Below are 20,970 nucleotides of genomic sequence, written 5' to 3' on the forward strand. Positions count from 1 at the left end.
TTTGTCAGGATTGCGTCAAGACCACGCGCCCATCTGCATCTCACGGACATCCCTGCAGTTGTTGCCAAAGGAGCATGAAACAACCGGCAGGTCGGTCACACTCGCGATCCGCTCAAGATAATCCTGGCACGAAGTGATGACGCTGGAATCGTAGTTTGGCCGGGCTTCCTCCAGGAGCCTCGTCAGTCGCGTCTGGTGGGCTAAATCCTTCCATGCTCCAGCAGGCAGCCGCTTGAGGCATGGGGCTGTTGAGGTCGAGTAGTGTCCGCACCACTTCAGCTTCACCCCACGCTGAAACACATCCAGATGACTGACCAGCAGTCCATTCAGCGAGCCTATGACATCCAAAGCATAACGCAGGAGCACCGCATCAGGATGCCCTCGCCTGAAGCCGCCCTGCCAGCCTTCGGAATGATTGTGCGGTTCCGGCAGCAGGTCATTCAGTGCTTCATCATGCGTTGGGAGCGGACCCGAGCCATGGCGGGTGAGGTAGCTTCTCAGCACGCCATAATGCTCAATCGGCGCGCCAAGCTCCAGACATGCAGCGGCTGTTTCCACCGCATCTGTCGTGATGGAACTCCAGGTCGTATGTGGATGAAAACCACGCCATTCATCGAGGAGCACGCCTTGCGCCCCTTCAAACAGAACACATCCGGGCTGCTTCAATGGAGCCCTGACTTCCTCCAACGATGCCGGAGGACAATGGCGCGCCAGCATTTTTGCCATCGTCAGCCATTTGCCGGCCAGAGACTCGTCTCGCAGCGTGCGCATCTCATCCGCCAGCACACCAGTCACCTCAGGCGGGCAGAGCGCGGACAGCTCCTCATGCAGCGTCTCTCGAATGGCCTGTAGCTTGTCCAGCTGCATGCGGGTCTGCTGCGTGCTGCTGCCTGAGAAGTCAGCGTAATGCATGGCCAGCTCCGGATGCTGCAGGGCATGCCTCACCGTTTCACCCACCCCCACGCCGCAGGTGCCATGAGCTGCCGTGCCGCGCAGGAGCTCACGCGCCCGCCCCGCCGCCTGATGATAGGGAGTCGTGATGCGGCAGCGTGCATCGATGGTCAGACGCAGAAGCGCATCATGCACACCCGCACGCCCCAGAACCTCCGCCTCCACCAGCAGAGCTGTCGGGTGCAGCACCATCGGGTCCAGCAGCACCGTGCGTGTGCCCGGCACAAAGGTGCCCGCGCCAAACTGCGAAAAAGTATGATGTCTTGCAGGCTTCACCTCCTCTTCAGCGGTCACCACATTGTGCCCCGCCTGAGCGCCGCCGCTGAAACGCACGACGGTGTGCGCCTGCCAGCGCCTCGTCAGTGCGTCAATGAAATGTCCCTTGCCACAGTCTCCAAAACCAAGGCCCAGCACGGAGGCATAGCGTATCTCGCTCACAAAGTAAGGTCATCCAAACAAACGCTTCCACCACGAATCTCCCGACGCCGCAGCCGGACTGGCGATGGAGGCAGGCACAAGGTTAAGCAGGGCGGCATAGGACTGGACGGCACGGAGTGTTGACCCCACATGCTCGCGGTTGAATCCATTGTCGGACAAAATCGTCGCCAGCGCATCGAGGCTCGGTATGCGCCCCTCCGTCAGTCCCACAATCGCTGCCGCCACCGAGCAGGCATCTGCCGGCGATTCCATGATGATGGCATGATCACCGAGAAGCTGACGCCACCGAGCGCCGCAACGCTTGGCACGCCCTGCATCCGGAATCAGAAAAAAGAGATGATAGCTCTCAGCAGCAGCCGCGATCACCTCTTCAATCGGAATATCCTCGTCCAGCTTTTCGCCAATGAGCGCCTCGATCTGGTGCCTGGAGACTGCAGGGTAGGGCAGCTCATCACCCGTCATGAAAAGATACCCCTTCTTTTTTCGCTTCACCCAGTTGTCCATGTCCGTGTGCTGGGCCGCAACGTAAAAAGCCAGCTCATAGCTTTCCTGCCCGCTGCCACCCCCGCCGCCCTCCAGGTAGCTCCAGGTCAGCCACTGGTCCATCAGCTCCGCCGTGCTTTCAAACTGCCCCACCTGCAGCGAGGCCTGGTCAGAAGTCGCATCCCCCACCGCCATAAACATGACCTGCGGATCTTTCTCGCCACAGGCATTGAGCAGTTTCATCAGGTTCGGAAGTTCCTGCTTGGCCAGCAGGTGCGGGATGTCTCCCATCGAGCCCGTCACATCCAGGGCAAAAATGATGCCTAGGGCATTGGGATGATCCGCGCTGTCCCGGCACTCGCGCACCTTGAGCCCCTTGGGATTCATCAGGGCATGGCATTGCGTCTGTGTGAAGACCTCGGCACGTGCCTGGTGTGAACGTCCGGCAATCAGCGCGGTGTGGGCGGCGAATGAATAGTTTCCGTATCCCATGGTGTTTGATGTTGGGTTGTTTGAAATGAAAATCAAAGATTCAGAGGCAGGAAAGAAGGCGGGCCAAAGGCTTCCTGCGCTGCGGTTCGCAGCAGACCATCCAACCCAGTCGCCCCCTTCTCCTGGCAAAAGGTTTCGTCTTCGCTGGCACGCATCAGGAGATCGGCCAGAGCGGCAGGCACGCCTGCAGGCAGTCCGCCTGAGCCTGCGGCCCCGCACACCAGTACCCGTACCACTCGTGCGCTTCGCAGCAGATCCGCCGCCTGCGCCCGCGCGCTTGCGTTCTTTTGTGCCGATGCCCAGCCGATCATGAGCACGCCGTGGTTCGGAGCATGCACCAGGGCATGCTCAGGCCGTACGTCTCCATGGGCCCAGCCCTGGGCATGAACAAAATGAAGCACATCCAGCATCCGCCGCCAGATCCACACCGCATGCCGTGGATCGATGCCGTTTGAAAACCGCTCGCTCAATGCCGCAAGACTTCCCCAGTAGCCGATGGGATGACGCAGCACCAAAGCCTGCCTGCCGTCGTGCCCCACCACTGGACCTTGGGCAATGACTTCAGGCAGCCGTTGCGCTGCATACACACTCGCCGCCCCCTCCTGCAAAGACTGCAGTTCTTTCAGTACTTCAGCCTCACGTGCATACCGGACTGCGGCAGCGCTCGCTGCGGAAAGCTTGATGGTCGCTAAAAACGGCTGCCCGCTGATTCTGCGCGCGAGATACACCTGCGATGTTTCACTGCCTCCGAGGCTCTGTATCACATGATAGCTTTCACCCGCGCATTGCAGATCGCCGCCTGCGGCCCCCTGGGCCTGGCGCGCCCGCAACAGTGCCTGGCGAAAAGAGTCACGCATCACCAGCGATTCCGTCCTGTTGATCAGCGCACCGCAGGAAGTGCATTTGACCGCTCTCCAGATGGCCACACGTGGGAGGGGCGCGGAGCATTGCGGGCAGTTCAGAGCCACCCAGTTCATGAGAAACAACCTCCTTCTTTGAGGCAGGCCAAAGAGTTCCAGAACCAGGCATCCCTGCATAAAATCACACGGAAGTCCGCGTATCTGACGTAGGATGGAATTGGCGCACGCTTCATCGATTTGCCTTTCGAGCATGGCGTGTCCGCAATACCCGGCAACAACTGATTTCCAAAACAGCATTCCAAACCCCGAGTTCTTTTGTCAGCTTATGGTAAAGAAGCTGGCGCAGTAACGAGCTGTTGATGATACTTGCCCATGCCCCAGGCAACCCGCATTCTCGTAATCGACGACGACACCGAGCTCTCTCAGCTCGTGGCGGATTATCTCAAGCCCATGGGCTTTGAGGTCGAATGCGAGCACGAGGGAGACAGCGGAGCCGAACGCGCCACCAGCGAGCCTTGGAATGCGATCATCCTCGATGTGATGATGCCCGGCTGCGACGGCTTTGAGGTGCTGCGACGCATCCGCGCCAAGTCGAAGGTGCCCGTCATGATGCTGACCGGGCGCGGCGAGGAAGTGGACCGCATCGTCGGCCTGGAACTCGGCGCCGATGACTACCTGCCCAAAACCTTTTCCTCCCGTGAGCTGCTGGCCCGTCTGCGCGCCGTGCTGCGCCGCTCGGGCTGGGTGGCTGAAAGCTCCCCTCAGGCCCCCATGAAGGAGATCGTCGTCGGTCCGCTGCGCATCAATGCGGACTCGCACGCCGTCGTGCTCGGCGACTCCCCCTTGGATCTCACTCCTGCGGAGTTTGGCCTTCTTCTCTCCCTCGCCAAAGCCCACGGCCGCGTGCGCACTCGCGAGCAGCTCATCGAAGATGTGGCGGATCGTGAGTGGGATGTGTTTGACCGCGCCATCGACATGCACATCTCCACCCTGCGCCGCAAACTGGGGGACGACCCGAAGAACCCTCAGTTCATCAAGACCGTGCGTGGCTTCGGTTATCAGTTGGTGACCCCGAACCGCTAAAGCCGCATGCCACGCGTTCATCTGCCTCTATATCTGAAAATCCTGCTCTGGTTCGGAGTGAACCTGGCGGTTCTGGCCGTGCTGTTCTTCGGATTTCTTAGCATGCAGTTTCGCATGAGCTTGGACTGGATGCTCTCCGGCGAGGCGGGCGAGCGCGTATCGGCGATTGGCGACACCATCACCAATGAACTCTCCCAGCTTCCTGAGCAGGAGTGGCCGGACCTGCTGCTCAAGCATGGCGAGCAATACGGAGTCACCTTTGCTCTCTTCAACAGCAGTGGCAGGCAGATGCTGGGCCAGCCTCTTCAAGTGCCGTCGGAAGTGCTGCCCAAGCTCATCGACAAACGCGGCCCTAATGACCGGCCTCCGCCGCCTAGAAGGCCCCCGGCTGGCACGCCCAGAAAACGCCCCGCCGATGCACCGCCGAAACCCCGCTTCATGCTTCGTGCTGGAGAGCCTGCACGCTACTGGGCAGGCATCCATCTCGACCTCACCCTGCCCAGCGACAATCATCCGCTGACACTGCTCATGATGTCCCGCACCATCCACGGCGGCGGTTTGTTCTTTGATCTGCGCCCCTGGCTGGGACTGGCGGCTGTGGCCCTGCTGCTTTCAGCGCTGGTGTGGATGCCCTTTGTCCGTGGCATCACCGGCTTCATCGGCAGGCTCAACCGCGCTGCGGGCCGCATCGCAGAAGGAGACTTCAAAGAGCGTGTGTCTTCTGCGCGCAGCGACGAGCTGGGCGAGCTCTCCACCTCGGTCAACAAAATGGCCGCACAGCTCGGAGAATACGTGGCTCAGCAGCGGCGCATCACGGCAGATGTGGCGCACGAGCTGTGCTCCCCCATCGCACGCATGCAGATGGCTCTGGGTGTGGTGGAGCAGCGCGGCACGCCTGAGCAGGCTGCATATTTGCAGAAGCTCGACGCAGAGCTCCAGCACATGGCCCGGCTGGTGGAGGAGGTGCTGGCTTTCTCCAAAGCCGAAACTCTGCCCGAACGTGAAAACGCCGAGGAGATCGACCTCCAGGATCTGATTCAAAGCATCATCGCCCGGGAAGCACCCGAAGCCGATGTCCGTCTCACGATCCCCGAAGGCCTACGCCTGCATTCCCTGCGCCACGCACTGGACCGCGCCATCGGCAACGTGCTGCGCAATGCCGTGCGCTACGCCGCCGATGCCGGACCGATCAGCGTCAACGCTGCGCGGGAGGGCGCGCACATCGTCATTCGTGTTTCAGATCAGGGCCCGGGCGTTCCTCCCCAAACCCTGCACCGGCTGTTTGAGCCCTTCTACCGCCCTGAAGCCGCACGCCGACGCTCCACTGGCGGCAGCGGCCTCGGCCTGGCCATCACTCAAAGATGCATCCACGCCTGCGGCGGCACCGTCACCGCCCAGCTCCGTGAGCCCACCGGTCTGGAAATCACGATCTCCATTCCAGCGGAGTGAGCTGCGCTCATGGGGTCTTCTTCAGCTCCGCCATCATCTCCAGCAGGTTGTTGGTGAGAATGACACTCGTGTCCTCCTGCACCTGGTTCGTCCCCAGCCACGTCTCGTAGCCGCCCAGCTTGTGCTGCTCAGGCGTTGGCAGATAACCATGCCGGCCATTCGCCAGTCCCACCACCATCGTCTGCGGAAACAGGCTGCGCTTTTTCAAATCGAGCCCGATCTCCACAAACGTCTCGAAAGGAATGCCGCACACGATCAGATCCCCGATGCGGATGGCCTGCAGCTGCACGGTGACCGTTTCTTCTTTCCGCTCCGCCGCCGCGACGACACTGCCGGCATAGTTTTTCGCCAGACGCGGCAGCTTTTCCACCGCCTCCTTGTCTTTCACCGCCAGCACCACCTTCGCCTCCGCGACTTCCTGCTCCGATGGGCGCCGATACTTCAGCGTGATCTCCCGCTGCAGCATGCCGAGCGTCACATCCCCGCGATGCTTTTCGATTTTCCGCTGGGCAAACCACGCCGTGTCCGCCGCCTTCTGCGCCACGATGCGAATCTGTTCGAACGGCTCGCGCGGCGGGCGGGTCACGCCAAACGGAATGTTGTTGATATCCCCCGAGGTGCCGTTGGACATCATGGCGACAAAGTTTTCATCTCCACGCACACGTGAGGGCATGACTCGGGCAAACTCGCCAAAATAATCTGCTGACATCTCTTCTGCCGGCGCACCACCCACGTAGTGCAGCGAGTAATTGGCATACACGGCCAGCGGCTTTCTTTTGGCATCCTGCACTGAGATGATCGTGATGTCAGGATCCGTCGGCCCTGCCGGGCGTTCCAGCGTGTTCGGATCGGTGCCCGGGTTCATCTTCACCTTGTCCATGCGGCCAAACGGATTGAGCGGCATCTTGCCAGGTTTAAGATACCAGCGCCGGTTGAAAACCTCATCCGGAAGCGGATGCGCTGCGGCACCGACAGAGGCAGGCCTCAAAGCACCATGCGCCTTGATGATCGACTCCGCAATGCCCTCGACAAAGCGTTTGTAATAACGGGCCGCCAGCTCGCTGCGCGTATTCACCGAAGGACCGCTATGCGTGTGCGTGGAGCTGATGAGCATCTTGTCCACCGCCATGCCTGTCTTGGCCGCCGCGATGGCCTTGGCCTCATTCAGCACATCCGGCCCTGCGCCCAGCACATCCACCACCACCATCGCCAGCGTGGTTTTGCCATCATCCAGCACCAGCGCCCGCGCATGAAACGGATCATGCGCCTTGGTCGCAGGATTGGCGCTGAATCCCCCGGGCATGTTCATGGGAAACTCGGTGGGCGTAATGTCCACCGCCGCCGCCCCTGCACGCAACGTTTTGTTTTGTGCAAACAAGGCGGGTGCAATGAGCAGCAGGGCAAAAACGACAGATTTCATGGCTCACCAATACGTCTTACTTGTGTGGGTTTTCATACCAAATGACGCCGAGCTGGTCGCGCTCTTCGCAGGTGATCACATCGAGATCCCCGTCTCCATCGAGGTCCAGCGTCTGCATGAGATCATATTTCAGGCCTTCCGGCCCACCGAGCGTGTGCTGCTTCCACGGGCCGTTCAGCCTCTGCTCCAGCCACACGATGCCTTCTCGCTCCCCCTTGGCATTTTCACACGTGAAGAGTAGGTCAGGAGTTTTGTCACCATTCACGTCGGCGATTTTGACTGCCTTCGCATCGCCCAGATTGGCATCATCCAGTTTTATCACCCGCTCCTGCCATCCGTCACCAAAGCGCAGGCAGAGTAAAATCTCCACGGATTTCATCGCTACTGCGACATCCACGAAACCATCACCGTTCACATCTCCAAGGTCTGCAAACATCACCTGCTTTCCCAGTCCGCCGATGGCATGCTCCTTCCACGCCCCATGCGCTCGATTCGCCATGGCGCCAGGGTTTTCCAGCCAGAAGACACCGGAGCGGTCCCCTTTGCGGTCAGTGAATACGACATCCGCATCGCCATCTCCATCCATGTCATGCGGTAGAAGCGACATGATCCAGCCAGCATCTCGCATTTTGTGCAGCGACCATGCTGCCAGGTCAGTCACCTGCTCGGGCGACTGCAGCCAGCTTATGGCGGCCTCTTTGTTTTTCGATGCCACCAACAGGTCTGGTCCGCTTCGTCCATCAAGATCAAGTGCCGCCGCCTGCATCCACATCTGAGCCTGCCTTGCGGCTGGGAACGCCTGCGTGCTCCATGAGCCGCCTGCCGGCCTGTGCCAGTAGAGCGTACAGGTTTTCCCCTCCGTTCCGCTGATGACCTCCAGCCGACCATCTCCATCCAGATCGGCAAAGATGGCTTCCTCCACATTTTTCACCTCCCCAACGGTGATATGCGGCCACAAACCGCGAGCCCGGACCGGCCCCGGGTTGAGATAGGCCCGCACCACACCTCCCTCCTCCCAGCCTGTGACAATGTCCGGCAGACCATCCTTGTTCAGATCTCCGAGCTTCACACCATCAGCGCCTCGGGAAGTATTGTCGATGGTATGACGAATCCACGGAGCTCCGGGCGCAGAGACCACAGTGTCATCGGCCATCAAGACAGCCGCATGAAACAGACCAATCAGGATTATGACAGAGCGCATGCCCTACCTAACGGTCAGGAAGGCCAGCAAATCTCGCAATTCCTCATCCGTCAGCGACACCACCAGCCCGGCGGGCATGAGCGATGAGTCGATCTCGATGCGCTTCACAATGTCCGTCTGGGGGAAGACACGCTCCTTACCAGTGATGTCACGAAAGACCTCCGTGTTGGATGAGCGCAGCATGATGCCCACAAACTCGGTGCCGTCCTTCAGCTTGACCTGCGAAGGGTGATACTGAGGCGCCACTTCACGACTGGGTTCAAGAATCGAGCTCAGAATGGCCGCACGATCCCCCTGCTGCGAGACCAGGCTCAGATCCGGCCCCACCACGTTGCCACGCCCGCTGTGGCGGTGGCATGTGGCGCAGAGTCCCACCTTGGCGTGGAAGAAAATACGCCGGCCCGCTTCTGCATCTGCCTTGCCGGGCAGCGCATCCAGCAGCTTCAGCCAAGCGGCAGTGTCATTGAATGCAGGCCTGTTCGCATTCATCGCGAACCACTTGTCCTTGTCGGTATAGCGAAGCGCACGACGTGCCTCTTGGCGCAAAGCCCCTTCGCTGCCGTTGGCCAGCTTCGCCAGCAGCTCCTGTTCAGCTGGCTTCATGGAACTGGCGAGCCCGGCGACGGCATCTGCCCGCACCTCCTCTTTCTGTCCCTCATCCGCCGCGATCTCCGCCAGCACGGCACGCGCATCATCCGCATTCCGGGCTGCCAGCGTTCGTACGACCTCCAGCGACAGCACTGGGTCACCCACCGCAAAGAGCTCCTTCAGCAGCGGCACCGTGATGGCCTTGTGCGTCGCCGGGGCGAGGCGCAGCGCATATCCCTTGAGTCGCGCCGGTGTCTTGGCGTTGGTGATGCGTTCCACGAGCACCTCCGGATTCGTCACGCCAGCACCCGGTTCACCGCGCAGCGTGTTCCAGGCTGCAAGGACCGCCTCAAAGAGATGATAATCGAGACTGGCATCCGAAAGCATTGCCTCCACCTGCGGCGAAAACTGAGTCATCACGGCATCCGCGATCCAGCGCAGGCACTCAAAGCGCATTTCAGGATCAGCGTCGTTCATGAAAGCCTTCACCCACTGGTCTTCCTTCAGATCCACCCGGCGCAGGGCCACCAGCACCCACACACGATCCGCTGGCTCCAGCTTCTTCATCGCCTCCACCGTCCATTTCTCGCGCGACAGCGCCGTCAATGCCGCATCGGCCAGATACGCATCCTTGCCCTTCGCCAGCTCCAGCAGCGCCTTGGCATCCATCTTGGCTTTGCCGGTGCGCAGATCATTCGCCAGCTGTGCCTGCTCGTTGAGCGGATCAGCCTTGGCTTTGATCCACGAGGCCTTGGCAGTATCGATCTCCACTTTCCAAAGACGTCCCCGTTTGTGGATGGGATAGGAGCTGAACACCCAGTCGTTCAAATAATACGCCCCATCCGGACCCACGGCCATGCAGGTCGGGCGGAAGAAGTCACCGCCTTTGAGCAGCGGGATGCGCTGGGAGGTATAGCCCGCACCTTTGCGTGTGAGCGGGTAATAGTCGACGCTGTGATCACTCCAGGAGGGAATCAGCACGCCGCCACCGAGCTCCAAGATGTCGCATGGTCCTTCACCGCACGGATGCACCATGCCGATGGTGCCGCGCAGCTCGCCATTCATGCCCACAAAAGGATGAACCGGCGCGCTGCCATACACCCACTGGAAACCATAGTCCGCGCCTTCCACCACATTCAGCAGACGGCAGGGCGGACGGCTGCCGGGATCATTCTCTGCGGCGAAGATCTCACCATCCTTGCGCACCAGCAGGCCAAAGGGATTCCAGAAGCCGAGCGCAATGCGCCGCAGCTTGGAACCGTCCGCCGTGCAGCGAAATACGCCGCCTTCGCCACGTCCGCTGACCTTGCTGCCATCCTTGCCGGTGAGCGTCCAGTCCTTGCCAAAATTTTCCCCCAAAGAGAGGACCAGACCGCCATCCGGATGCCAGCACATGCCGCTGAGCCCGTTGTGCGGGTAGTCGGACACAGTGTCCAGCGTCGCCACGTTTTCCTCCACATCCCCCACCCCGTCGCCGTTGGTGTCCTTCACACGCAGCACACGGTCGCGCTCAGAGAGGTAGATCCAGCCATCCGGCCCGATCTCCACATGCATGGTCGCATCCGTCTTGTTGTAAAACACCCGCCGGTTTTTGCCATTCGCATCAAAGACCACCACCTCGTCGTGCACCGGACCGTCATAATCATCCGGGCGGAAATGCGTGTGGCAGGAGATGGAATAAATGTTTCCGTTTCTGTCCACCGCTATCCCCGTCGGCGTGACCAGATCCGGATGCTCCGCGATGAGTGTGATCTTCACTCCCGGCTGCAGCGTTTCGAGCTGCGGCGGCAGCTGGTCAGGAACGACCGGCGCTTTGGTCGGTGTGGCGCCCAGCGCAGCCATGGCTGGCAGCAAAAAAAGGAAATGGAGTGGTTTCATGGGATTAGGCATTGCGAGCCCGCTCCAGGGCCGCTGCGATTTCTTTTTCAATAACTGGGAGCGGATTGAGCAAAGCGAGCGGGTCAGGCACAGGCGTCACTTCGTTGGTACGCGGATCCCAGTTCACCGGTCCGAACCGGCAGGGTGCCGGGTTGCCCGTGAGGATGTGCATGCCGGCGTCGTCTTTGTCGAAGTGCCAGAACTCGAACGGAAAATGGATGAAGCCGTGCTTTTCCATCATCGCCGCAATCTCAAGCCTTGTGGCCACATGCTCGGGCGCGACGAAGGGCGAGCGCATCGGCGTACACTCGCTCATTTCAAGATAGGGGTAGCCACGCCAGACCTCGGTGCCGTCGTCCCGGCGGAAAACCGAAATATCGATGGCCGAGCCCGACATGTGCGCACCGATCTTGGGCATGTTGGCCGTCAGCACGATGGCGCGCCGGAACATCATCTCAGTGCTCGGAATCTCCCCACCGAGCTCCCAGATGCATTTCTTCAGCACCGCGTCAAACACCGATGGCTTGCGCACCAGCTGCCGCTGCATGTCCAGCGAACGAAAGCCGTCCTCGATCTTCAGAATCCAGCCACGCTCGTTCATCTCACGCCCGATGGTGATGACATCGCGCACCAGGCTCTCACGCAGGAAATAGACACGGTCCAGATCCCCCGCGATCTTGCTGGTGGAAAACAGCATCTCCACCTTGGCATCAGCAGCCGCATCAGGGATCGACGCAAAACGCTCGCCACATTCATTCACTGGAAAGGTGATGAGCTTCTGCACGATCTCGTAGCCCTTCTCCATTTGCTCCGCCCAGTAGGCGCGGCGTGCCGCTTCGTCGTTGCTCATGGTCGTTTCAGTTGGGTTTGCGCACAGCAACGGCTTCCACCTCATAGCGCAGGGATGGCGGCAGGCAGTTGGTGATCGTGGTCCGCGCAGGCGAAGGCTGCGGGAAATATTCGCGGTAGAGCTGGTTGTACAGCGGCACGTCCTCGGCATCTCGCACGTAGTTCCGCGTCTGCACCACATGGGCCAGATCACTGCCCGCGGCCTCCAGCACCTTGCGCACATTTTCAATGCTCCGGCGGAACTCCCCTTCAAACGTGTCGCTGATGATGTTCCCCGATTGGTCCACAGATGCCTGGCCTGAAACAAAGATCAGATCTCCCACCACCACACAGGGGCTGAAGGGCAGATGTGATGTGGGCGTGTCAGGCAGTTGCGGATACGAGACGAGGGGATGAGTCATGAAAATATAGTGATCAGGGTTTCGCCACTGGCACGGACTGCAGGCGGGCCTTTTCCTCGGCTTCGCGCTTTTGCATGTCCCTGGGGTGCTTCGAAAAACTCTCAAACACATCCCCGACGACACGGTCAGCCAGCGCGCCCAGCTTCTTGAGAAGAATCACCTCCGCCTCCGGTTGGAGCTTGGAAAGGTTGGGCTCATACCCTCCCACCTTGTGCGCCTCAGCCGTGGCAATGTAGCCGATGTTTCCATTCGCATAGCCGACGACGATCGGCGTGGCCCGGTTCGCGATGGCCTGCTCCAGCTTGAAACCATACTCCACCATCGGCTCTCCCGGCATGGTGAGCAGAAGAAAGGGGCCGATCTTCATCGCCATCAGCTCGGCACGGATGGGCTGCTCTTTTCCAGGAAGCTCCACCACCTCGCTGGCCACGCGGATCGGGTAAAAAGTTTCGCGCTTGCGCAGCTGCTCACGTGTCACGCCAAAGGCCGCCGCACGCGCCACCGCGCCTCCGAGATCACGCCCCGCCCACTGGATGTCCGCCTCGTCTGCACAGCGGTAGGGATACCCCGGAAGATTCGGCCGAATGTCCCCGGCACAGCCCTGCATGAAGAGCGCGCTGGTCTTCTGCCCGTAGCACATCTCCACAAAGGTCTGCGCCTCACCCGGAAAGTCCGCGCTCATTTTGGGGTAGCCCCTGGGGTACGGCTGGGAGCCCTTGTCGCCCCAGGTGAAAAAGCACGGATGACACACCGCATGCATGATGACCGCCAGCGGCGTCAGCGTGCTGCCGTCATCAAACCGCAGCACCTTCACACGCGGGTCGTTGGGACCATCGGGATTCAGGCTCACAACCGCACGGCCATCGTACGTTTTGCGGCGGTTGATGCCAAAGCTGATGCGGTCTTCTGCATAGCCAACGCTCACCGTCCTCATGCTGGCGGCAGCCTCCTTGGCCGCAGCCCCCAGCTTGTTGATCAAATCAGCCGCCCACCGCATGTTTTCGATGTATCCAGGCCCGGAGTGGTTGTGGGAGGCCGAGACAAGGATGTTCGCAGCAGGGACTCCAGCCTCTGCCTCGATCCGCGCACGCGCATCCTTCACCATGTCATCCCACGCGCCAATGGTATCCAGGGTCACAATCGCGGCCTTCGTTTCGCCATCGTCCAGAATCAAAACCCCGGCACGCAGCGGATCACGCACACCGCTCACCTGGCGCACATGCCCCACGATCTTGGTAGCCGCCGCATCCGGCGGCGTGATGTCCACCTTGGCCGCACCAGCCTTGAGATTGGAGATGACGGCAAACCGCCCGTCCACGGCCTCCTGTGCTTTCGCACTGGAAAGAATGCAGCAAAAGCCAAGAAGAAGTGCCGGGCGGAAATACATGTCACTCTGTACGCTCTCAGACGCTCAGAGTCATCACGAGATCAGCTCCGCAATGGGCCTGCCGTTTTCTACAATATGCGTCGGACGCCCGTTAAGGTCATCGATCGTCACCTTGGAGTAATCGATGCCCAGATGATGGTAGATCGTCGCCAGGAAGTCGCTCGCATTGCAGGGGCGCTCGACCACGTCCTCACCCCGCTTGTCGCTGGCGCCGATGACCCCGCCCGTCTGAATGCCGCCTCCGGCCCAGACGTTTGTAAAGGCGCGTGGCCAGTGGTCACGTCCTGGCTGCAGCGTGCCCGTGGGCCCGCTGGCATCTCCCGCCCCCGTGCTGCGGTCAAAGCTGATCTTCGGCGTGCGGCCAAACTCGCCCGTGACGACCACCAGCACACGTTTGTCCAGCCCCCTCGCATAAATGTCCTCGATGAGCGCGGACACGGCCCGGTCATAGGTCGGCATGCGGAAACGCAGCGCTTCAAACTGGTGCTGGTTCACCGCATGGTCGTCCCAGTTGTTCACCCGCCCGCACAGAGGGCCGCTGAGACTGCTGGTGACGATCTCCACCCCCGCCTCCACCAGCCGCCTGGCCAGCAGCAGCTGCTGCCCCCAGCGGTTGCGCCCGTAGCGGTCGCGGATGGCGGCATCCTCTTTGCTCAGATCAAACGCGTCACGCGTTTTCGGATTCGTCAGCAGCGTGGCCGCCTGCGCTTCAAATTCATCCAGCGCACCCAGCTCCCCTTCACGGTCAAACGCACGCTCCAGCTTGTCCAGGCTCTTGCGCAGCGCTATCCGGTCACTCAGGCGGCGGTTTTCAGCTTCGTCCGCCAGCCCGATGTTCGGCACCTGGAAGTTCGGACGGTTGGGATCATCGCTCACGGCGAATGGCGCATAGGCATCCCCAAGGTAGGCGGGGCTCGAATACTCAGGAGATGCCGCAGGCACCCCGATGTAGTTTGGCAGCGGGTTGCTGCGCCCACCCTCCTTGGCTCTCAGGTAATGCGCCACAGACATCCAGTCAGGAAGGCGCGGCTTGGGCTTGTCGCGTGTGTCACTGTCGCCTGAAAACATCTGCATCGTCCCTGCCGGATGCCCGCCCGCAGACTGGTACATGGAGCGCACGATCGTGAACTTGTCCGCGATCTTGGCGTTCATCGGCAGCATTTCGGTGAAATGCGTGCCCGGCACCTTGGTGCTAATCGTCTTGAACGGCCCACGGTACTCGCTGCTGGCCTCCGGCTTTGGATCGTAGGTGTCGATGTGCGACTGCCCGCCCGGCAGCCAGACCATGATGATGGACTTCCTCTCACCTTTCGGCTTCGCGGCGTTCTCCGCACGCAGCTTCAACAGCCCCGGCCAGCTCAGTGTCGCCATTCCAGACAGGCCAAACTGCATGAATCCACGCCGCGACAATGGACCGGCGCAACGAACAAGGGAAGGAGGCTGAATAATGGATGACATGTGTAAAAACCTACGCTCGGTGGTGCTTGTGTTTATCGTGCAATGCTACGGCAGAAATCATGCGATCAGTTCTGGGATCGGGCGGCCATGATCGACAATGGGAGTCGGACGACCGTTAAAGTCGTTGATGGTGACCTTGGAGGCATCAATGCCCAGATGGTGATAGATCGTCGCAAGAAAATCCCCCGCACTGCACGGCCGCTCGGTGACATCCTCACCCCGCTTGTCCGTGGCACCGATCACCGCCCCTGTCTGGATGCCCCCACCGGCCCAGATGTTGGAAAAGGCCCGCGGCCAGTGGTCTCGGCCCGGTTGCAGCGTGCCCGCAGGTCCGCTGGCATCTCCCGCCCCCGTGCTGCGGTCAAATGTGATCTTCGGCGTGCGGCCAAACTCGCCCGTGACGACCACCAGCACACGTTTGTCCAGCCCCCGTGCATAGATGTCTTCGATCAGCGCAGACACCGCCTGGTCATAGTTTCCCATGCGGAATCTCAGCGCCTCAAAGATGTGATGGTCCACCGCATGGTCGTCCCACACCTGCGTGCGCCCGCATAGAGGCCCGTGCAGGCTGCTGGTGATGATCTCCACCCCCGCCTCCACCAGTCGCCGTGCCAGCAGCAGCTGCTGCCCCCAGCGGTTGCGCCCGTAGCGGTCCCTCGTCCGGGCATCTTCCTTGCTCAGATCAAAAGCATCTCGCGTCTGGGCGCTCGTCAGCAGGGACATTGCCTGGGCCTCAAACTGATCCAGCGCATGGAGCTCTCCCTCTCGGTCAAACGCACGCTCCATCTTGTCAAGACTGCGCCGCAGCGCGACTCGGTCGCTGAGCCGGCGCGTTTCCGCCTCATCCGGCAGGCAGATGTTAGGCACCTCAAACCGCGGCCGGTTCGGGTCCTCGCTCACCGCAAACGGCGCATACGATGCCCCCAGATAGGCCGGCCCGCAGTAGGATGCATTGATCGGATTGACGCTGACGTAGTTCGGCATCTCCCGCAGCTGCTGCGGTTCCTGCGACCGCAGGTAGTGCGCCACGGACATCCAGTCCGGCAGACGCGGGGCCGGCTTGTCACGCGTGTCAGGATCTCCCGAGAGCATTTGCAGCGTCCCCGCCGGATGCCCACCCGCCGTTTGATTCATCGAGCGCAGCACCGTGAACTTGTCCGCAATTTTCGCCTGCAAAGGCATCAGCTCCGTGAAGATGGTGCCCGGCACCTTGGTGCTGATCGTCTTAAACGGCCCACGGTACTCGCTGCTGGCCTCCGGCTTTGGATCGTAGGTGTCGATGTGCGACTGCCCGCCCGGCAGCCAGACCATGATGATGGACTTCCTCTCACCTTTCGGCCTTGCGGCGTTCTCCGCACGCAGCTTCAGCAGCCCAGGCCAGCTCAGTGTCGCCATTCCAGACAGGCCAAACTGCATGAAGCTGCGGCGCGCCATGGGGCCTGCACAGCGGACGGGAGTAGAGAGCTGCATGAGGGTGGACATGAGGAAAATTCACGGTTCACGAAAAGCGGTCTCCCATCCCGTTGAGCGAGCTACTTCGCCCCAAACGCGATGAGCTCTTTCCCGGTTCCGTCCCACACTCGCAGGACGCTGTCTTCGCCGCCACCGATGACAGCGCTGCCATTGGGTGCGCTGACCGCAGCCTGCATGTAGTCCGGCAGGTTGGCCATGGCGCGGACTTCGGTGCCGTCATCTGTCACGATGCGGATGCGGTTGTCACCGGCGGACGTGACGATTTGATTCGTCGCGCCGATGAACTGCAACGACGTCACCTCCTTGGTCCAGCCCTCGATCTTTCGCTTCCGCTCTCCGATGATCATGTCCCACGTCACCACCGTGCCGTCCGCTCCTGCCGTGGCAAGCACACGCCCGTCACTGCGGAACGCGACCCCCATGACGTGGTGCGTGTGGCCTTCAAAGAGGTTCACCTGCTTGCTGGTGGCTATGTCTGTGACACGCGCGATTTTGTCTGCACCGCCGGTCGCAAGTCGCTTGCCGTCCGGGGAGTAATCCAGGCAGAGCACGGTGTCAGCATGCTTTTCCTTCCATGTCTGCGTGGCCTTTCCGGTGGCCACGTCAAAGAAGACGATTTCACCGCTGCGTGAAAGCTCCCCTCCCCCTGTCGCAAGGGTTTTGCCATCCGGGCTGAAACGCACAGCATTCACCCGGTCCGCAAAAAGCCCCTTTTGGTCGATCTTGCGCTCCAGCACCCACCGCGGCGAGCTTCCCGCCGTCTGGGAAACGGCCTTGGTCGCCACAAAGGAGCCGTCAGGCGCTGAGGCAATCGTAGTCTTCGTGGCGGCAGCTCCTGTGCTTTCTTCGATCGGCATGCCGCTGGCGGTTCCCCACACGCGCAGCCTGCCATCATCGAACAGCGAAGCCACCCGCCCCCCGTCTGCGGAGAAGGAAACTGCCATGGGCTTGGCCCCGGCCTTGCTGGCGGCCAGCTTCGCCGCAGCCAGATCCGCCTCAGCCTTCTCCTGCAACGCTTTGGCGGTCGCGATGGCCGCATTCGCAGCAGCCGCAGCTTTCGCATTGGCCGCTTTCGAGTCGGTGATGCGCTTCATGTCGTCCTCGGCGTCCTTCACATTGCTTTCGGCTGCAGAAACAGCCGCGAGCGCTGAAACCTCCGTCATTTTGGCGGTGATCAGCTTGTCCTGTGCATCCTTGAGCTGCTTCTCCAGCGCCGCATCCGGCTTGCCGCCTGCCGCCACCTCTTTGGCTTTTGCCGCAGCTTCATCGACGGCCTTTTGCGCGGTCTCCTTGGCTGCCGTTGTCGGCGGCACTGCTTTCTGTTTTTCCGGCAGCACCTTGTTCATCGCCACGATCGCGTCTTTGGCTTTGCCCAGCAGCACATCCAGCGCCTTGTCCTGTGCTTCGACGCGGGCGATCTCGCTCTTTTGAAAAGCCTGCTCCAGGGCCTGCGCCGCGATGGTCCACTCGAGTTCCGCCATTTTTTTCGCCGTTGCCACGCTGCCTCTCAATTCAATGACCGGCTTGGCCGTCACCGCGTCCCAGACACGCACCGAACCGTCATCACAGCCTGTGGCAACCTGCTTGCCATCGGCTGACATCGCGCTGCTCAGCACGGTCACTTTGCCCGTGGTTGCGATCTTTTTGAGCAAATCGGCGCTCGCAGGCGCTGAAGAAGCATTCGCAGCTCCGGCCGTCGGCTTGCCTTCCGCCAGCTTCCAGATCTTCACCTCACGGAAGCTGCCGCTCGCGAGCCGCGTACCGTCCGGACTGAAAGCCAGCGACTGCACCAGCGCGCGGTGCGCTGCACCATTCTTTTCGCCAGGGTCGCTGATCTGCGCAACAAACTGCCGCGTCGCCATGTCATAGACATAGATGTGGTTGGAGCGCCCGCAGGCCACATAACGCCCGTCCTTGGTCATCGCCACGCTGTAGATCGGATCGATGCTGGCTGAGAAGGCCTGGAGTACCACCGCACGCTCCACCATCACCGACCCCTTGGCCCCCTGGTCAATCCACTGCTTCAGAGTGGCAATCTGTTCAGGGATGAGGTTCACCGCACCGGATTTGTTGTTCGGCGGTGGCATCTCCATGTCTTTTTGATGCAGCGACGCCGTCACGATCAAGCTCTCCGCACCGTTTCCCGGGATGATCGCCGGTCCGCTTTCGCCCCCTTTGATCATCAGTTCCGGCGTCTCCATGTTCAGGTCTGCCTTTGTCGTTGTCTTGTTGTGACAAGAAATGCAGTTCGCCTTCAGAAAAGGGTAGACGTCGCGGTAGTAATCGAGGTCGGCCGCCATGGCGGCCGTCGAAAGGCAAACAAAGGCAAAGACGGATTGTGGCTTCATCACTTGCTGGCGGTGGTGGCTGCGGCGCTTTTCACCGAAACCCGGATTGGCTCTGAAATAAGAATCTCCACGGTGTCTGTGGGAGAGGCCGCCGTGGTGACGGCTTTCATGCGGCTGGATGCTGCCGCCATGGCTGCTTCCGCCTGCTTTTGCTTTTCAGCCGCTTTTTTCGCAGCCTCCGCATCGGTGGCGGCGATTTTTTTGGCCTCGGCAGCCGCTGCGGTGGCGAGCTGCTCCGCTTTCTTTTGCTCGGCCTCGGCCAGCGGCACGGCGGCGGGATTGTAGCGGTATTTGCAGATGCCCAGGCTCTGGAAGGCAAACGTGTAGTCTCCTGGTGCGATCTTGAGCGCCGCCAGGTCAATCACAGCCTCGTGTGTGGCTGCTTTGATCGGAATGTCGAATTCCTTGATGGCGCTGAACCCATCCCCGTAGGCTTTTACCTTGATCGAGCTGCCGTTGAACTCATTGCGCCACGTGAGTTTAAGCGGAATTTTCAGCGTCTCGCCAGCCTTGGCTTCAAAGACCTTGTTCTCCACCGCGGCAATCGTCAGAGGTGCCTGCTCAGAATCGCTCACAGAAACGGGAATGTCGGCCATCAGGCGTGGCGAGGGAATCTCCCCCTTCGCATCCTTCACCGGCCATTCCATGCTCGCCAGACGCACGGGGCGCGTCACAGCAGTGCCGTTCACCATCGCTTTGCCGGTGATGGTCGCCAGGGAGAATCCGCTTTTGGCATCGCCTGCGGCGGTCAGAATCAGGTGACCGTAAGGCTTGCCTTTGGCGATCTTGAGCCCGGCCGCGCTCACTCCGGGCGGCAGATTTTCCATGGTGATTTCAATCTCACCATCAAAGCCGTCACGGCGTTGCACCACGACCTCAAAAGCACGCGTCTCGCCTGCACGCAGCGCCATCGGCTTGGACAGCGCAGCGCGGTCTCCGTTGCGAAGCGTCATGTGCACAGCCCAGGCGGCAAGGGAGAAATCAGGGGCGGCCTGGCGCACAATGAGGCGATAGACATTGTTGGCATCGCTCCGCGTTCCGCCAAAAAGATCGCGCACCTGCAGCCGGTAGGTGCCGTCTTCCTTGACCTCAAACTTGCCGTTCACATCGGGGGAGCCGGCGTCATAAGGTGGGCCGTCGTACGAATAGCCATTGCTGGTCACCTTCATCGGTGGTGCGATGTCATACAGCTCCGCCACATCGGTCAGCGTCTCTTTGCCTCCGTCTTTCTTCACCTGCTGCACCAGCACAAAGGGGTCGGTGTTCAGGCCCAGCCGTTCCGAGGCCACCTCCACCCACCAGACCTCGCCTTTTTTGGCCGTGAATTCATAGGAATCCACATCCGCAGCGGGGAAGAACGAGCCGGCAATGTCACACGGCAAAGTGATTTTCTGCGCTTCAGCCGGCTTGTTGTTCGGCTCTGTTTCATTCGCCTTGGCATTTGCAGCCAGACCCGCTGGCGGCCATGACATGGCGCTCACAGTCTGTGTTTGCGGCTGCCGGGGCGCAGGTCCTGTGCCCGGCACTTCCTGAAGCGCGAGCCGGTAGAAAAGCCTTTCACCGCCTTGATACGTGAGATCGCTCACCTTGATGAGGTAGGTCCCGTCGGCAGGTGGCGTGAAATCGATCACCCCACCCGTGCGGTTGACCTTCAGGTCACCGCCTTTGGCATCTGCCAGGATCAGCACCGGCGTCAGCCGCGAGTCGATGCCCGCCGCCGCGCAGTCCACTGCCACACGCTTCCCCTTAACCCCCTTGAACGCATAAAAATCCACCGACCGCTTTGTCATCGTGGCATTGCAGATCGTGCCCACAGGCAGAACCATCGCTGTCTCCACAGTGTTGTTTGACTTGGTGCGTGTCACCTCCGGCAGCTTGTTCACCGAAAAGGCACGTGCCGAAGACACACCGAGCCGCGACATCACCCGGGCATCGTAAACCCCGACCGGTGCATCCGCCGCGATGCTGACCGTAAACTTGTTTTCAGCGCCCGCGACCGGCTGCGCCGTGATCTTCGGCGTCGAAAACAGCAGCGCGCTGACATTCTCCGTGTTCTCACCAGTGATGGTGACCTCCACGTTCGTTCCCGCCCGGCCGCCCATCGGCATGACGGTGAGCAGGCGAGGCAGCGGCAGCGTAACCTGCTGAGCGAAGGCCGAGGCGGCAAGCAGTGTGCAGACGGCTAGTGTGAGTGTGGATTTCGCGGACATA

The 20,970-nt window shown here is 60.9% G+C and carries 15 protein-coding genes; 2 read left to right on the top strand and 13 right to left on the bottom strand.

Annotated elements, in window-relative coordinates; genetic code table 11:
• Nucleotides 1–15: 15 nt before the first annotated feature.
• From ACZ5WW_RS11030 to ACZ5WW_RS11040, 3 genes are read right to left on the bottom strand one after another with little or no spacing between them, the layout of a single operon-like run.
• A complete protein-coding gene (locus tag ACZ5WW_RS11030) occupies nt 16–1,389 on the bottom strand; it encodes an adenylosuccinate synthetase (RefSeq protein WP_377164210.1) in 1,374 nt (457 codons plus the stop codon).
• Between the two features lie 9 nt (nt 1,390–1,398).
• Nucleotides 1,399–2,364, bottom strand: coding sequence for a VWA domain-containing protein (locus ACZ5WW_RS11035; RefSeq protein ID WP_377164208.1), 966 nt, complete (start codon nt 2,362–2,364; stop codon nt 1,399–1,401).
• Between the two features lie 32 nt (nt 2,365–2,396).
• Nucleotides 2,397–3,221, bottom strand: coding sequence for a lipopolysaccharide kinase InaA family protein (locus ACZ5WW_RS11040; RefSeq protein ID WP_377164206.1), 825 nt, complete (start codon nt 3,219–3,221; stop codon nt 2,397–2,399).
• A gap of 375 nt (nt 3,222–3,596) precedes the next feature.
• On the opposite strand from ACZ5WW_RS11040, the gene ACZ5WW_RS11045 reads away from it, so the two are divergent.
• Together ACZ5WW_RS11045 and ACZ5WW_RS11050 are read left to right on the top strand one after the other, a co-directional pair.
• Entirely contained in the window at nt 3,597–4,307 is a 711-nt protein-coding gene (locus tag ACZ5WW_RS11045) for a response regulator transcription factor (RefSeq protein ID WP_377164204.1), read from the top strand.
• 6 nt (nt 4,308–4,313) lie between these two features.
• Entirely contained in the window at nt 4,314–5,756 is a 1,443-nt protein-coding gene (locus tag ACZ5WW_RS11050) for a sensor histidine kinase (protein WP_377164202.1), read from the top strand.
• A gap of 7 nt (nt 5,757–5,763) precedes the next feature.
• Here the strand turns inward: ACZ5WW_RS11050 and ACZ5WW_RS11055 are convergent, their stop codons facing one another.
• The 10 genes from ACZ5WW_RS11055 to ACZ5WW_RS11100 all read right to left on the bottom strand — a co-directional run bounded on the left by ACZ5WW_RS11055 (nt 5,764) and on the right by ACZ5WW_RS11100 (nt 20,969).
• Nucleotides 5,764–7,176 carry a neutral/alkaline non-lysosomal ceramidase N-terminal domain-containing protein gene (locus ACZ5WW_RS11055; protein WP_377164200.1) on the bottom strand — a complete coding sequence of 471 codons (1,413 nt, stop codon included), beginning with the start codon at nt 7,174–7,176 and terminating at the stop codon, nt 5,764–5,766.
• A 16-nt stretch (nt 7,177–7,192) separates the two neighbouring features.
• Nucleotides 7,193–8,377: an FG-GAP repeat domain-containing protein gene (locus ACZ5WW_RS11060; protein WP_377164198.1), complete on the bottom strand. Its 1,185-nt coding sequence runs from the start codon at nt 8,375–8,377 to the stop codon at nt 7,193–7,195.
• A 3-nt stretch (nt 8,378–8,380) separates the two neighbouring features.
• Complete coding sequence (locus tag ACZ5WW_RS11065; RefSeq protein ID WP_377164196.1) at nt 8,381–10,843, bottom strand: PVC-type heme-binding CxxCH protein; 2,463 nt, start codon at nt 10,841–10,843, stop codon at nt 8,381–8,383.
• Nucleotides 10,844–10,847: 4 nt separating this feature from the next.
• On the bottom strand, nt 10,848–11,693 hold the full coding sequence (locus ACZ5WW_RS11070; RefSeq protein WP_377164194.1) for a M15 family metallopeptidase: 846 nt from the start codon (nt 11,691–11,693) through the stop codon (nt 10,848–10,850).
• A gap of 7 nt (nt 11,694–11,700) precedes the next feature.
• Nucleotides 11,701–12,093 (bottom strand): RidA family protein, encoded by a 393-nt coding sequence (locus ACZ5WW_RS11075; protein ID WP_377164192.1) that lies wholly within the window; start codon nt 12,091–12,093, stop codon nt 11,701–11,703.
• Between the two features lie 13 nt (nt 12,094–12,106).
• Entirely contained in the window at nt 12,107–13,480 is a 1,374-nt protein-coding gene (locus ACZ5WW_RS11080; RefSeq protein ID WP_377164190.1) for a hypothetical protein, read from the bottom strand.
• Between the two features lie 33 nt (nt 13,481–13,513).
• Nucleotides 13,514–14,872, bottom strand: a complete 1,359-nt coding sequence (locus ACZ5WW_RS11085) for a DUF1501 domain-containing protein (protein ID WP_377164188.1) — start codon at nt 14,870–14,872, stop codon at nt 13,514–13,516.
• Between the two features lie 123 nt (nt 14,873–14,995).
• Nucleotides 14,996–16,420 (bottom strand): DUF1501 domain-containing protein, encoded by a 1,425-nt coding sequence (locus ACZ5WW_RS11090; RefSeq protein ID WP_377164186.1) that lies wholly within the window; start codon nt 16,418–16,420, stop codon nt 14,996–14,998.
• A 50-nt stretch (nt 16,421–16,470) separates the two neighbouring features.
• Entirely contained in the window at nt 16,471–18,759 is a 2,289-nt protein-coding gene (locus ACZ5WW_RS11095; protein WP_377164184.1) for a c-type cytochrome domain-containing protein, read from the bottom strand.
• A complete protein-coding gene (locus ACZ5WW_RS11100; RefSeq protein WP_377164182.1) occupies nt 18,759–20,969 on the bottom strand; it encodes a PPC domain-containing protein in 2,211 nt (736 codons plus the stop codon). The genes ACZ5WW_RS11095 and ACZ5WW_RS11100 overlap by 1 nt, the downstream gene beginning before the upstream one ends.
• Nucleotide 20,970: the final 1 nt, after the last annotated feature.

Source organism: Prosthecobacter fluviatilis (assembly GCF_055388355.1).

Coding starts and splice junctions, on each gene's coding strand:
- ACZ5WW_RS11035 (WP_377164208.1), bottom strand. CDS start 2,364: ATGGGATACGGAAACTATTCATTCGCCGCCCACACCGCGCTGATTGCC.
- ACZ5WW_RS11040 (WP_377164206.1), bottom strand. CDS start 3,221: ATGCGTGACTCTTTTCGCCAGGCACTGTTGCGGGCGCGCCAGGCCCAG.
- ACZ5WW_RS11045 (WP_377164204.1), top strand. CDS start 3,597: ATGCCCCAGGCAACCCGCATTCTCGTAATCGACGACGACACCGAGCTC.
- ACZ5WW_RS11050 (WP_377164202.1), top strand. CDS start 4,314: ATGCCACGCGTTCATCTGCCTCTATATCTGAAAATCCTGCTCTGGTTC.
- ACZ5WW_RS11055 (WP_377164200.1), bottom strand. CDS start 7,176: ATGAAATCTGTCGTTTTTGCCCTGCTGCTCATTGCACCCGCCTTGTTT.
- ACZ5WW_RS11060 (WP_377164198.1), bottom strand. CDS start 8,377: ATGCGCTCTGTCATAATCCTGATTGGTCTGTTTCATGCGGCTGTCTTG.
- ACZ5WW_RS11065 (WP_377164196.1), bottom strand. CDS start 10,843: ATGAAACCACTCCATTTCCTTTTTTTGCTGCCAGCCATGGCTGCGCTG.
- ACZ5WW_RS11070 (WP_377164194.1), bottom strand. CDS start 11,693: ATGAGCAACGACGAAGCGGCACGCCGCGCCTACTGGGCGGAGCAAATG.
- ACZ5WW_RS11075 (WP_377164192.1), bottom strand. CDS start 12,093: ATGACTCATCCCCTCGTCTCGTATCCGCAACTGCCTGACACGCCCACA.
- ACZ5WW_RS11080 (WP_377164190.1), bottom strand. CDS start 13,480: ATGTATTTCCGCCCGGCACTTCTTCTTGGCTTTTGCTGCATTCTTTCC.
- ACZ5WW_RS11085 (WP_377164188.1), bottom strand. CDS start 14,872: ATGCAGTTTGGCCTGTCTGGAATGGCGACACTGAGCTGGCCGGGGCTG.
- ACZ5WW_RS11090 (WP_377164186.1), bottom strand. CDS start 16,420: ATGTCCACCCTCATGCAGCTCTCTACTCCCGTCCGCTGTGCAGGCCCC.
- ACZ5WW_RS11095 (WP_377164184.1), bottom strand. CDS start 18,759: ATGAAGCCACAATCCGTCTTTGCCTTTGTTTGCCTTTCGACGGCCGCC.
- ACZ5WW_RS11100 (WP_377164182.1), bottom strand. CDS start 20,969: ATGTCCGCGAAATCCACACTCACACTAGCCGTCTGCACACTGCTTGCC.